The sequence below is a fragment of the Rhodococcus sp. MPR-R1B genome (assembly GCF_058793255.1).
On the sequence record NZ_JBXAFO010000005.1, the window covers coordinates 83,769 to 96,248 of the forward strand.

The 12,480-nt window shown below is 62.6% G+C and carries 15 protein-coding genes and 1 riboswitch; of the genes, 7 read left to right on the forward strand and 8 right to left on the reverse strand.

What is annotated here, in order from left to right; all coding sequences use genetic code 11:
• Nucleotides 1-68: 68 nt before the first annotated feature.
• Nucleotides 69-503 carry an OsmC family protein gene (locus tag AC1Q61_RS09380; protein ID WP_042923588.1) on the forward strand — a complete coding sequence of 145 codons (435 nt, stop codon included), beginning with the start codon at nucleotides 69-71 and terminating at the stop codon, nucleotides 501-503.
• Here AC1Q61_RS09380 and AC1Q61_RS09385 read toward each other — a convergent pair.
• Together AC1Q61_RS09385 and AC1Q61_RS09390 are read right to left on the reverse strand one after the other, a co-directional pair.
• Nucleotides 478-960 carry a hypothetical protein gene (locus AC1Q61_RS09385; RefSeq protein WP_042923589.1) on the reverse strand — a complete coding sequence of 161 codons (483 nt, stop codon included), beginning with the start codon at nucleotides 958-960 and terminating at the stop codon, nucleotides 478-480. The genes AC1Q61_RS09380 and AC1Q61_RS09385 overlap by 26 nt on opposite strands.
• Complete coding sequence (locus AC1Q61_RS09390) at nucleotides 957-1,472, reverse strand: DUF4352 domain-containing protein (protein WP_042923591.1); 516 nt, start codon at nucleotides 1,470-1,472, stop codon at nucleotides 957-959. Before AC1Q61_RS09390 ends, AC1Q61_RS09385 begins: the two co-directional genes overlap by 4 nt.
• A 24-nt stretch (nucleotides 1,473-1,496) precedes the next feature.
• Between AC1Q61_RS09390 and AC1Q61_RS09395 the strand changes: the two genes are divergently transcribed.
• From AC1Q61_RS09395 to AC1Q61_RS09405, 3 genes are read left to right on the forward strand one after another with little or no spacing between them, the layout of a single operon-like run.
• Complete coding sequence (locus AC1Q61_RS09395; RefSeq protein WP_042923593.1) at nucleotides 1,497-2,852, forward strand: sensor histidine kinase; 1,356 nt, start codon at nucleotides 1,497-1,499, stop codon at nucleotides 2,850-2,852.
• A 48-nt stretch (nucleotides 2,853-2,900) separates the two neighbouring features.
• A complete protein-coding gene (locus AC1Q61_RS09400) occupies nucleotides 2,901-3,554 on the forward strand; it encodes a response regulator (RefSeq protein ID WP_042451934.1) in 654 nt (217 codons plus the stop codon).
• Between the two features lie 55 nt (nucleotides 3,555-3,609).
• On the forward strand, nucleotides 3,610-4,254 hold the full coding sequence (locus AC1Q61_RS09405) for a DsbA family oxidoreductase (RefSeq protein WP_241199088.1): 645 nt from the start codon (nucleotides 3,610-3,612) through the stop codon (nucleotides 4,252-4,254).
• Here AC1Q61_RS09405 and AC1Q61_RS09410 read toward each other — a convergent pair.
• Both AC1Q61_RS09410 and AC1Q61_RS09415 read right to left on the reverse strand, forming a co-directional pair.
• Nucleotides 4,233-5,501: a GAF domain-containing protein gene (locus AC1Q61_RS09410; protein WP_042923751.1), complete on the reverse strand. Its 1,269-nt coding sequence runs from the start codon at nucleotides 5,499-5,501 to the stop codon at nucleotides 4,233-4,235. The two genes, AC1Q61_RS09405 and AC1Q61_RS09410, sit on opposite strands and share 22 nt — an antisense overlap.
• Nucleotides 5,502-5,578: 77 nt before the next feature.
• On the reverse strand, nucleotides 5,579-6,358 hold the full coding sequence (locus tag AC1Q61_RS09415) for an acetoin reductase (RefSeq protein ID WP_054826788.1): 780 nt from the start codon (nucleotides 6,356-6,358) through the stop codon (nucleotides 5,579-5,581).
• 219 nt (nucleotides 6,359-6,577) lie between these two features.
• Between AC1Q61_RS09415 and AC1Q61_RS09420 the strand changes: the two genes are divergently transcribed.
• Both AC1Q61_RS09420 and AC1Q61_RS09425 read left to right on the forward strand, forming a co-directional pair.
• Nucleotides 6,578-7,723, forward strand: a complete 1,146-nt coding sequence (locus AC1Q61_RS09420) for a hypothetical protein (RefSeq protein WP_003945569.1) — start codon at nucleotides 6,578-6,580, stop codon at nucleotides 7,721-7,723.
• A gap of 140 nt (nucleotides 7,724-7,863) precedes the next feature.
• Nucleotides 7,864-9,699: a flavin-containing monooxygenase gene (locus tag AC1Q61_RS09425; RefSeq protein WP_003945504.1), complete on the forward strand. Its 1,836-nt coding sequence runs from the start codon at nucleotides 7,864-7,866 to the stop codon at nucleotides 9,697-9,699.
• Nucleotides 9,700-9,758: 59 nt separating this feature from the next.
• On the opposite strand, the gene AC1Q61_RS09430 is transcribed toward AC1Q61_RS09425, so the two are convergent.
• The 3 genes from AC1Q61_RS09430 to mhuD all read right to left on the reverse strand — a co-directional run bounded on the left by AC1Q61_RS09430 (nucleotide 9,759) and on the right by mhuD (nucleotide 11,281).
• Nucleotides 9,759-10,535 (reverse strand): CbtA family protein, encoded by a 777-nt coding sequence (locus AC1Q61_RS09430; RefSeq protein WP_118606842.1) that lies wholly within the window; start codon nucleotides 10,533-10,535, stop codon nucleotides 9,759-9,761.
• The gene (locus tag AC1Q61_RS09435) at nucleotides 10,526-10,720 is read right to left on the reverse strand and encodes a CbtB domain-containing protein (RefSeq protein WP_003945915.1); all 195 of its coding nucleotides are present in this window, start codon (nucleotides 10,718-10,720) and stop codon (nucleotides 10,526-10,528) included. The genes AC1Q61_RS09430 and AC1Q61_RS09435 overlap by 10 nt, the downstream gene beginning before the upstream one ends.
• 25 nt (nucleotides 10,721-10,745) lie before the next feature.
• Nucleotides 10,746-10,884: riboswitch (cobalamin riboswitch) on the reverse strand.
• Nucleotides 10,885-10,972: 88 nt separating this feature from the next.
• Nucleotides 10,973-11,281, reverse strand: coding sequence for a mycobilin-forming heme oxygenase MhuD (gene mhuD, locus AC1Q61_RS09440; protein ID WP_007726927.1), 309 nt, complete (start codon nucleotides 11,279-11,281; stop codon nucleotides 10,973-10,975).
• A 45-nt stretch (nucleotides 11,282-11,326) separates the two neighbouring features.
• On the opposite strand from mhuD, the gene AC1Q61_RS09445 reads away from it, so the two are divergent.
• A complete protein-coding gene (locus tag AC1Q61_RS09445; protein ID WP_042453393.1) occupies nucleotides 11,327-12,064 on the forward strand; it encodes an alpha/beta fold hydrolase in 738 nt (245 codons plus the stop codon).
• Here the strand turns inward: AC1Q61_RS09445 and AC1Q61_RS09450 are convergent.
• A complete protein-coding gene (locus tag AC1Q61_RS09450; RefSeq protein ID WP_003945905.1) occupies nucleotides 12,049-12,474 on the reverse strand; it encodes an HIT family protein in 426 nt (141 codons plus the stop codon). The genes AC1Q61_RS09445 and AC1Q61_RS09450 overlap by 16 nt on opposite strands.
• Nucleotides 12,475-12,480: the final 6 nt, after the last annotated feature.

Here is a 12,480-nt window from a genome sequence, read left to right on the forward strand (position 1 = left end):
GTATCGCGGGTAGGTTCGTGATCGCAAGGCGTTCACCGAATCATGTGAAGACGGAAGTAGGGACAGCAATGCCAACTCGTACCGCACGCACCGCCTGGAACGGCACCCTCGAGGCCGGATCGGGACAGGTGGAACTCACCAGCTCGGGCGTCGCCACCTTCGACGTGTCGTTCCCCAAGCGCGCAGCTGAGGAGGCCGGCGGAACCACCAGCCCCGAGGAACTCATCGCCGCGGCGCATTCGTCCTGCTACGCGATGCAGTTGTCGGCCCTGATCGCCGAGGCCGGCGGGACCCCGCAGAGCCTCGACATCACCGCGGACGTGTCACTCGGCCCCGACGCGGTCGGATTCAAGCTCACCGGAATCAAGCTCACCGTTCGCGCCGAGGTCGACGGCCTCGACGCCGACGGTTTTGCCAAGGTTGCCCAGGCGGCCAAGGAAACCTGCCCGGTCAGCAAGGCACTGACCGGCGTAGACATCACGTTGGATGCGGCCCTGGACTGATCATCTCGCGCTCGGGCGCCCCCTCCGGCGCCCGAGTGCGGTGGTGTGTGACGACCAGGTAGCTCGCGAACAGGATCGGGAGCACCCACAGGTCCGAGGGATCGCGATAGACCAGGATCGGCAAGAGATCTCCGCGGAATCCTCCTGCGGTCAGGCGGAGAAACCCGATCACCCACTCGTATGCGTCGCCGATCGGCGATATCACCTTCACGGCGGCGAAGCCGATCCCCGTGACCGCGATGGACCAGGCGATCGCTGCTCGCCCCACCAGACTTCGCCTGAGCACCTCGAGAACCGAGAGCAGAAGCAGGGGAAGCAGGAACACACCGGCAACGTCGGACAGCTTGCCCGTCATCGTGTTCCCGAATGCCCCTTTGAGTACGTGGTCGTTGATCAAGATGACGGCCACCGAGACCAGTGCCCACGGATTCAGCAGCAGATCGCCCGGACGGTTCACGACAGGTTGATGATTGCCGAGCCGGACGAGAACAGATCGCACTTGAACTGAAGGCGCAGACCGGTGGCGGCTTCGGGGACCTCGTACGCCAATTCGCCTCGCTTGGCAGCGCCCGGCGCGAGCTCTCCGTCGACACTCGACGTGCTGCTGTCGGTGAACGTGATGTTGTACGACTTGTTTGCCGAGTCCTGCAGTTCGAAGCACATCATCGACGAGACCGTCGACGGCTTGTCACTGTTGTTGGTGACCTCGGTGTCGACCACGACGTAGCGGTTTCCGGGATCAGCGGTGATGAACTGATTGGTCGAGACGTAGGGATCGACGACGCCGTGTACCTGGACGCGCCAGTCGCCCAGTTCGACGACGTCACCGATTCCGAAGGCGGCCGCAGGTGCGGCGGAAGAACCGTTGTCGTCGACCTTCTTCGCTTCGTCGGTCTCGCCCGAGGCGATGGTTGCGAACAGGGCTGCGCCGACGGCGAGGAGGGCGAGGGGAGTGCGGAGTGATCGCATGATGTGCGCCTTTCGAGAGTTGGTATGGCACAAGTCAACGATGTGCGGACTGCCCACCGCTTCGGTCGAAAGATCGGTCCGCCTCATCCTTTCGGTCGGAGCCTGGCGGTTCGTCCACCCGTTCGGCTGATTCGAGGCGTCGGTGGCGGTGGATACGCTTGCTCGGTGATCACCACCAAAGGAACCGTTGTGCGACGACGCGTATGGACTACCGCCGCTGTCGCGTTCAGCCTTTTCTGTTCCTTCATGACGGTGGGCATCGCAGGCGCGTCGGGAAATATGCCACCGGTATTGGTCGGTATCGGGTTCGTCCTGGGCGTGGCCGGTGGGATATCGCTTGTGTGGCGCCATCAGTATCCCTGGGTGGTTCTGGCGATCACGCTGGTCGGCCCGTTGTTCTTCCCCACCGATGCGACGGCGGCGCTCATCGCATTGTTCGCCGTTGCTCGAATCGCGCGTGGGCCTCGGCTTGCTGCCGCTGCGGCAGCTGTCTTCGTCGCGTGCGGAATTTCGTTGACCTACGACGCTTTTCGCAATCGTGAGTACTCCGTTCTCACGATGGGAACGATGAAACCCAAGGACGGTTCGGCGGTCGTTCAATACGACGTCGCCATCTGGATCCCGTGGCTCGTCGCAGCCGTCATGGCCGGCATCGTCGTGGCGCTCTCGCTCCTGATTCGGACCAGAACCGAACTCGTCGAGGCCGAACACGTACGGGATCTTGCCACCGAGAAAACAGACGTGATGCGCGACGAGATGATTCGCACCGAGGAACGAACGCGGATCGCGCGCGACATGCACGACACGATCGCGGCCAGTCTGAGCCGGATTTCGTTGTTCGCCGGTGGGTTACAGGTCAGCGCGGCAGACAATCCCGAGAAGGTCGTCAACACCGCTGCGATGATCAGAACCACCGCGCACGAGGCTTTGGACGAATTGAAGGGAATCGTCGGAGTGCTCAGGGGAAGCGGTGATCGCCGCGAACACGGCGGGCACCAGGGGATCGACGCGATCGGCGATCTGGTCAACGGTGCACGCGCCGCGGGCATTCACTGCCGTCTCGAATCGGAGTTGCTCCCGGGTGATGTCGGAATGCTGGCGGGGCACGTCTGTTATCGCGTCGTTCAGGAATCGTTGACCAACGTCCAGAAGTACGCGAGCGACCAGATGCTCGTCGTTTCGGTGACCGGGTCGCCGCACGACGGAATTCGTATCCTCGCACGCAACAAGCTGAGCGAGCTTGCACCCATGACGTCGATCGGTTCGCGGTCCGGCTTACGCGGGTTGGCCGAACAGGCAAGAGAAATCGGCGGCAAGGTGGAGGCAGGCGCGCTGGGGGACGATTTCCTCGTCAGTTGCTGGGTGCCCTGGTCGTCGTAACCCTCCCACCCTCCGACTGTCGGGGGCTCTGGGTAATCTGAGCGCACTATGGACGCTGACTCGCGCATCACAGTTTTGATCGTCGACAACGACGCCTGGGTTCGGCGCGGAATGAAGGACATCCTGGAAGCAGCGCCGGACATCGTGGTGGTTGCCGAGGCCGAGGACGGCGATCAGGTCGCAGCCAAAGTCACTCGGTTTCGTCCGCACGTGGTGCTGATGGATCTGAAGATGGCACGGGTCGGTGGCTTGGAGGCCACCCGAGAGTTGATGACCATGAGCAATCCGCCGAAGGTCATCGCGATGACCGCCTTCGACGTCGACGACATGGTCGTGCAAGCGGTCGAGGCGGGCGCGCACAGTTTCCTGAGCAAGGACGCGGCCCCACAGGCGTTCCAGCAGGCAGTACGGGTGGTGGCGTCGGACCACTCGTTGTTCAGCTCCGATTCTCTACGTGCCATCGTGGCCTCGGCGCCGCGTCGGCAAGCACCCGACCTGACTCCCCTCGCTTCGCTCACCGAGCGTGAGCGCGAAGTGCTGACAATCCTGGCGACAGGCGCGGCCAACAGCGTCATCGCGGAGCGACTGTACCTCGGTGAGACCACCGTCAAGACGCATATCTCCTCGTTGTTCGCCAAGCTCGGTGTGCCCAACCGGGTGAGTGCGTCGTTGATCGCGTTCCGGTGTGGCCTGGTGACGTGACTCGGGACTAATCCCGACCCTGTTCGTTGTTGCACCTTCGGTGACTGATCAAATCGTGATTGACCAAGACGTGACCATCGAAGTGTGGTCTGACGTCGCTTGTCCGTGGTGCTACATCGGAAAGACCAGGTTCCTCTCGGCGCTGGATCGTTTCGAGAACAAGGACCGCGTCAACGTCATCTGGCGCTCGTACCAGCTCGCTCCGGAGACCCCGGTGGGAGAGGGCCGAACCGAACTCGACGCCTTGGTCGAGATGAAGGGGATGGCGCCTGATCAGGTACGTCAGATGTTCGCCCACGTCAGCGCGACGGCCGCCGAGGTCGGGTTGACCTTGGACTTCGACACCGTGATCGCCGCCAATACCTTTGATGCGCACAGGTTGCTGCATCTCGCGGGTAAGCGGCAGAACGAACTCCTCGAAGCGCTGTTCAAAGCGCACTTCAGCGACGGCAAGGTGATCGACGACCGTGAGGTGCTGGTCGAGCTGGCCGTGAGCGTCGGCCTCGACGCCGATGTCGTGCGCGAGCAACTGGGCTCCGATGCCGCAGCGGAGGCTGTCCGCGAAGATCTCTCCATGGCCCGCCAACTGCAGGTCAGCGGCGTTCCGTTCTTTGTCGCGAACCGTGCGGTTGCCGTGTCCGGCGCTCAGCCCGAAGAGGTGTTTCTGCAGTTGCTCACTCAGGCCTCCGAACCGGCCTGAGTAAGGCGAGCGGCACGCACAGCCGGGGCGTTCGAAAACGGCAACAGATGTGCGCCGTTCACGGGGCAGGACAACGTCACGTGCGCTGCATCGACGAACCGGTACGGCTGCGCTGCAACAACTCCGGCAAGGTTCTTGCGCAGACGCGACATCTCGGCCCGCGCGGTCACCGTGCGGGCCGGGTCACCGAAAAGATCCTGCGCCAACCGCGATGCGGTCAGTCCACGCCTCTCGGATCCGAGGAGAAACAGAATCTCCGCATGCCGCTGGGTCGGGGAGTAGGCCCATTCGCCCAACCCCGACGTGACGGTCACCGACATGTTCTCGGAATCGCGCAGATCGATATGCACCGTGGGCGCACTGATTTTCTCGCCGGTGGCGATCGGCCGGACCACCCACCCGCCGGGAAGTGGATCCAGTTCGCACAGACCCAAAGCGGGGAACCACGTCCTGCCGGGAGCCAAAGCCGCGGGGAGCAGCACGCGCGAGCGATGAGGTAGCGCATCGACCGCCGCTACCCAGCCATGAGTATCGATCACCAATGCCGGTGATCCGCTACGAGCAAGCATCGGCCCTGCAACAGAACGCAATTGATCGAGATTGTCCCGATGCTTGTCGCGCAGGTGTGATTGCGCGAGGCGTGCGACGGCGTCGACCAGAGCGAGTGTGGTGGGGTGGACGGTCTTGGCGGGACCACTGATGTCGACGACGCCGATGACACGGTCGTCCCGCGGATCGCGGATGGGTGCCCCCGCGCAGGTCCACGGATGATGGCTGCGCGCATAGTGTTCCGCCGAGAAGATCTGAACCGCCTGTCGTGACACCAATGCCGTTCCGATGGCGTTGGTGCCGACGCTGTCCTCGGCCCAGTTCGCGCCCTCGACAAATCCCAGACGCGCAGCTTGGTCCAGTACTCGATGGGACCCGCTGCGCCACAGTACAGTTCCGCGAAGATCTGCGACGACCATGATGTTCTCACCGCTCGCGGTAACCGATTCGAGTCCACGCGTCACGTCGTCGAGCACGTCGTACAGTCCGGACTCACGACGACGGAGATCGAGTTCGGCGACGTCCATGGACGGTTCGACCCGGTTGTGTTCGGGGTCGATACCTAACTCGCGCAGGCGTTGCCACGATTGGCGGACCACGTCCCTGGGGCGGGCCGGTGCGCGGTCTCCGGCCATCGTCGCGTCGTACACCGCGGCGAGGGTCCTCGCGTAGTCGCGAGGATCCTCGCCGGGCGGCATCGCGGGCTCGGGCAACCGCTTTTTCAGCGAAGATACCGTTTTCAGCGAAGACACCGCTTTCAGTGAAGACACCGCGGTCAGCGGTAGACGAGGCCGCCGTCGATGAGACCGGCCTGACCGGTCATGTAGTCGGAATCGGGCCCGGCAAGGTACGAGACGAAACCGGCGACATCGTCGGGGGTTTCAGCTCGACCCAGCGCAATTCCGCCGACGAACTTCTCGTAGGTGGCGCCCTCTGGTGCACCGGTCAATTCGGCGAACCTCTTGTCGATCGTCACCCACATGTCGGTGCCTACGACGCCGGGGCAGTACGCGTTGACGGTGATTCCGTCGGACGCGTATTCCTTGGCTGCAGCCTGAGTGAGGGCCCTGACCGCGAATTTTGTTGCGCTGTAAACACCTAACATGGCGAACCCGTCGTGACCGGCGATGGATGACGCGTTGATGATCTTTCCGCGCTGACCGAGCGCTTGGAACTTTGCTGCTGCAGCTTGAATTCCCCACAGGACACCGTCGACGTTGACGCTCCAGATCTTGGAGACCTCTTCCGGCGTCGCGTCGGAGATCGGGCCGACGAGAGCGATTCCCGCGTTGTTGACGATGACGTCGAATCCGCCCAATTCCTGGTGTGCATGTTCGACGGCTGCGTGAACCCGCGCGCGATCGCTGACGTCGGCGACAAACGTCGTTGCACGACGGCCGATCTGTCTGATCTCGTCGGCAACCGCATCCAGCTTGGTTTGGTCGAGGTCGACCAACGCGATGTCGGCGCCGTCGTGGGCGAGGCGGAGAGCGATTCCGCGTCCGATGCCTTGGCCGGCGCCGGTGACCAGTACTACCTTGCCCGTGATGCTCATGCAGATCTCCTCGTAAGCAGTGAACCAGTCGGTTGTGAACCGGTGAGTGATTTGTATGTGACGGCGACCACAATGCGGAAGGGTTGCACCGTGTTGCAATTCCGGAAAATCGGACAGCAGTTGCAACCCTCGGCAACCCTCCCGGTACCCCGCGCGGCGGTTCCATAGTTGCGCCACCACTTCGCGAATCATCTTGCGAGACAATCTGGGAGAGGGCACATGACCGCTACAGTCGACACACCCACGGAACCGGCCACGCCGAGCCGACAACCGTCACGCCGCTGGATCGGGTTCGGGATCGCGAACCTCGTGATCGTTCTCGTGCTGGCCGTGGCGAGTTGGTACCTTCTGGCCGATCCGACCACCAGTCCCTGGAGTTTCTATCCTCTGCCGTTCAACGCGGCGCTTTTCTGGGCAATCCTTTTTGTTGTGTTCATCGGCTTCAATTGCGAGTTCGCCGGCTTCGATCGACTCCCACAGCCGGCGAAAGGCCTGGCGATCATGGTCGCGACCGCGGCCTTCGCCGTCGTGGTGACGTGGCTCCTGGCAAACGGCTTGGGGAGTTTGTACCCGGATTTCGCGGCCGATCGTGAGGGCGGCCTCGGATATTTCGCGGGTGCGCTGTTCGTGCTCTTCGGCTTCGGGACCTGGGTGATGGTGGTCCTGAACTGGCAGCATTGGCCGTGGACTTCCCTGGGGATGAAGCAGCCGTTGGTGGGTTTGTGTGAGATCGCGTTTGTCGCCGTTCCGACGCTGGCGCTGTACTTCGTGTTCGGTCTGCCGTCCGTGTCGCTGTCCGCCACGGATCCGTTGATGACCGTCGACACCGTACTCGGGTGGTTCTACTGCGTCGTGGTGGTCGTGATCCTGACTGGCCAGACGCTCGACAACTGGCCGTGGCGACTGTTCGGCGGCGGCGGTAAGACGGCGCTCGCAGCCACGATCGGTAACTTCGCCGTCGGAACCGGCTTGTACTTCGTGGCACTTCCGGTCGTGAAGGTGTTGGTGGGAAGCGATGCCGTTGCCGAGTTGGGTGGTGTGGTCCATCAGTTCCCGGCGCAGCTCGGTGTGTGCTGGGCCTTCTGGATGATCTTCTGGGCCAACGCCTTCGGTAACAAACCCACGGGCTTTGCGGACGGGGTCAACCTGGCGATCCGCGCGCTGCTCACGTTTGTGCTCGCGGTGGTCACATTCTTGTTCTATTACCGCTTTGCAGCAGAGCACATTCTTCACGAGCCGGCAGTTGTCGACGGATTACACGGCAATGCACTGGGTTTCGTGGATTGGGCCGTGTTGTGGACGTTGTTCTACGTCGTGGGATTTCAGTCGCTGGGACTCGGCAAATTCAAGCCTGCTGAGGGGTGAGTCGGTTGCCCGCACATCGGTGCGGGCAACCGGTGTCGGACGCCGGCACCGCGTCCACTGATTGCAACAGACTGCAACGCTTGTGACCGGGGCCACTTATGGGATGTGCTGTGTGTCACATTCACAAACAAGGAGAAGTGATGACGCAAACCATCGATTCCGCAGTCACCCCCGAGGTGAAGTTGACGGCGGTGACACCTCAGGAGCGCGTCGACGCCTGGCTGGCGGACTTCGAGTCGGCCCTCGCGGCTCGTGACATCGAGCGTGTGGCAGGCAAATTTGCACTCGACAGCTTCTGGCGCGACTTGGTGTCGTTCACCTGGAACATCAAGACCGTCGAAGGTCGCGAGCAGATTGCCGACATGCTCTCCGAGCGTCTCGACGACACCGATCCTTCGGGATTCCGGACCACCGAGACACCCGACGAAGCCGACGGCGTCACGTCAGCCTGGATCGAGTTCGAGACTGCAACCGGTCGCGCGCACGGACACCTTCGTTTGAAGGGAGATGAAGGTTGGACCCTGCTGACGTCGCTGCAGGAGTTGAAGGGGTACGAAGAAGGTAAGGGCACTCGTCGTCCGCGCGGCGCCAAGCATGGGGCAGACCCGAACCGCATCACGTGGGCCGAGCAGAAGGAGATCGAAGACCGCGAACTCGGTTACACCACACAGCCTTACGTCGTGATCGTCGGCGGCGGCCAGGGCGGCATCGCGCTCGGCGCCCGGATGCGTCAGCTCGGAGTACCGGCCATCGTGATCGACAGCCACGAGCGACCCGGCGATCAGTGGCGCGGACGCTACAAGTCCCTGTGCCTGCACGATCCGGTTTGGTACGACCACCTGCCATACATGCCGTTCCCCGACAACTGGCCGGTGTTCGCGCCCAAGGACAAGATCGGCGACTGGCTCGAGATGTACACCAAGGTCATGGAGGTTCCGTACTGGAGTTCCACGACCTGCACCTCTGCGTCGTTCGACGAGAAGACCCAGGAATGGACCGTCGAGGTCAACCGCAACGGCGAGAAGCTGACGTTGCGTCCCAAGCAGTTGGTGATGGCGACGGGTATGTCCGGCAAGGCCAACGTTCCGACGTTCCCCGGGCAGGACAAGTTCCTCGGCGATCAGCACCACTCGAGCAAGCACCCCGGCCCGGATCAGTACGTGGGCAAGAAGGTCGTCGTGATCGGGGCCAACAACTCCTCGCACGACATCTGCGGCGCACTGTGGGAGAACGGTATCGACGTCACGATGGTGCAGCGCAGCTCGACGCACATCGTGAAGTCGGATTCGCTGATGGATTTGGGCTTGGGCGATCTGTACTCGGAGCGAGCACTGGCCGCCGGCATGACGACACACAAGGCGGACCTCACGTTCGGTTCGCTGCCGTACCGGATCATGCACGAGTTCCAGATCCCGGTGTACGACGCAATCCGTGAGCGCGACAAGGATTTCTACGATCGCCTCGAGAAGGCGGGCTTCGAGCACGACTGGGGCGACGACGGTTCGGGCCTGTTCATGAAGTACCTACGCCGTGGCTCGGGCTACTACATCGATGTCGGCGCTGCCGAACTGGTTGCCAATGGAGACATCAAGCTCGCGCACGGCAATGTTCGTGAGCTGACCGAGAACAGCGTGATTCTCGAAGACGGTACGGAATTGCCTGCCGACGTGGTGGTCTACGCGACCGGCTACGGCTCGATGAACGGCTGGGTGGCGGACCTGATCGGTCAGGACACCGCCGACAAGGTCGGCAAGGTGTGGGGCCTGGGGTCGAACACCACCAAGGATCCGGGACCGTGGGAAGGCGAGCAGCGCAACATGTGGAAGCCGACGCAGCAGGAAGCGCTGTGGTTCCACGGAGGCAATCTGCACCAGTCGCGCCACTACTCGCTGTACTTGGCGTTGCAATTGAAGGCGCGTTACGAGGGCATCCCGACGCCGGTGTACGGACTGCAAGAAGTGCATCATCTGAGCTGAAAAAGAACTGCTGTGCGCCTTTATTAACCGCGGGAGGTTAATAAAGGCGCACAGCAGGTTCAGCGAAGGGCGTACTTCTTTGCTACTTCGCTGTTCTTGGTCGCGCGCTCGGTAAGGAAGGCGAATGCCAACCCGAGTACGAGCCAGAGCGTCGCCTGCGTAGCGAGCGAGGAAAGTCGGAACTCCCACAGCAGAGTTGCCGGGAAGTCCTCGCCCACCTCGTTGATGCCGGGAAGCGAGACGTAACCGATCGTGGCGATCACCAGGAATGCAGCCACCGGAGCAGCGATGCGCACGCTGAGGAACTCGTGCCCGGAAACTGCCTTTGCCGCCGCTGCTGCCGCGGTGACGGACAGCAGCCCGAGAATCACGGCGGCCAGCCACAGCAGTGTGCGCTGGTTGATGGTGTCGGGATCTCCGACGGCCGGCGGATTGGCCGGGTACTTGAAAAAGGGGACGGCCTCGATAGCCAGCCAACCACCGACGGCGATGGTGATCGCCAACAACGGCCCGGACATTCCGGTGAGTCGTCGAGCGTAATTGGCAACGACCGAGAAGATCGCCCCGAGTGCCAGTCCGGCAAGCGCTGTGGCCAGGAACAGCCCGGCGCGCTGCCCGTTGCGGCTCACCAGTGGTTCTTCTTCGTCACCGTGCGAATGCCCAGCGGCTTCGCCGGAAACCTCACCGGTGGCGCTGTTGGCTTCTTCGATCGCAATGGCAGCGTTGACGTGCGGTTCACCCAGCACGAATGCAACTCCGCCGGCAAGGATGCCTGCGATCAGACCAGCCAACAAACCACGAATGAGAAGCTTCGTGAAATTGTCGACTAGTGGCACGGCAGGCCCATCAAGTGTCGACCGTCGTGCATCAATTCATGCATGTACATGCCGGTGCGAGAGATAGCGCCCTGGTCGAATCCGACCAGGTAGAGAGCCAGCATCGCGAACAGAACTACTGCAGCGGCGAGGAAAGCAAGACGAGTCGAATCGATCGACGTATCGGGAGAATAGGCGAGAGCCATCGAAGCCTCCTGGGATTTTCGCGTCCCCTAGGTCCATGCGATGGCCGAAGTGTCTGGCTGTCGAAATAGTCGTGCCGAAAAAGGCACTTCACCTCGAATTACAGTGGCGCGACCGCTCCGGGCTTTCACCGGATTCCTGTCGGACCATCGCGTTTACATGCGAACTTTTGCACTACAGCACGCACCGTGTCAACGCGTGAAGCCGAGATGACCGTCGATTGTGCCCGCCAAGGCAGGCACAATCGCTCGAGATCAGCTCTTTGCGGCGACGTCCAGGACAACTTCGAATTCGAGCAACGACGCACCCGAAGCGACGGGCTTCGCGCGCTCGCCGGAATGGGCTTCACGGGCGGGGCCGTCACGCCAATCGGCGAACGCCTGCTCGGACTCCCACTGAGTCACCACGAAGTAGCGGCTCTCACCGGCGGTGGGGCGGAGGAGTTGGAATCCGAGAAAGCCCGGGGAGTTCTCGACTGCGTGAGCGCGTGCTGCGAAGCGCTTCTCCAGTTCGGGGCCGGCGCCCTCGGGGACCTCGATTGCATTGATCTTCACGACTGCCATGCAAGCGACATTACCCGCGCACCTTCACCGCGTACCGTGACACTCGTGTTGCATGACGAAGGTGGAACGGGACAACCGATTCTGTTGTTGCACGGCCTCATGGGCAGCTCCCGAACGTGGCGACGCCAGGTGCCGTGGATCCGCGAGTTCGGCCACGTCTACACCTTTGACGCTGCCGGTCACGGCAGGCCGGCGCCAGCGGCACTGACTACCGAGGCATTCGTCGAGGACCTGACATCGGCGGTTGCGTCCATCGAGGAGCCGATGATCGTGATCGGTCATTCGATGGGGGCTCTGCATGCGTGGTGCTTCGCCGCCGCGCATCCCGAAAAGGTTTGTGCGCTGGTCCTCGAAGACATGGCCCCGGACTTTCGTGGACGCACCGCTGCGGACTGGGCGCAGATGATCTCGGCGTGGCCGCAGCCGTTTGCTTCCGAGGAGGCGATGAAGGAATTCTTCGGCCCCGTCGCCGGCCAGTACTTTCTCGACTCTTTCGACCGCCGCGACGACGGGTGGTACCTGCACGGCGACGTGTCGACCTTCCGCGACATCTCGGAGGAGTGGGGCACGAGGCATTTCTGGGATCAGTGGAAGGCGATCGAGGTGCCGACCTTGCTGATCGAGGGAGAGTTCACCATCACCCCCGAGGGACAGATGCGAGAGATGGCCGAGAGGCCGGGAACTCGGTACGTACGTATTGCCGATGCAGGCCACCTGGTCCACGACGATCAACCGCAGCGCTATCGCGAAGTGGTGACGGAATTCCTTCAGACCGTGAGCTGACTTCGGATCGACGCGCCCACCTGCTCCAGCTCGACGGCTCGCCTGGCGAGGAGTCCAGCAGCGAACTTCGCCTTGTCGCCGCGATGGCGGGGGACGACGTGCAGGTGCGAGTGGAACACGGTTTGGCCCGCGGCACGCCCGTCGTTGACGAGAAAGTTGACTCCGTCAGCGGCGATGTCGCAGCGGCGTAGAGCTCCGGCGATGAGCGTGCCGACGCGGAACATCTCTGCGCCTTCGTGACTTTCGAGAGCATCGAGGTTCTCTGCATGACGCTTGGGGACCACCAGGGTGTGTCCGCGACTCACCGGCCGTGCATCGAGGAATGCGAGAGTTGTCTCGCTCTCGTGAACGAGAATCGCCGGCTCGGTCAGCGCGACGATCTTGCAGAAGACGCAGGAATCGGTGCTCATGCCTAC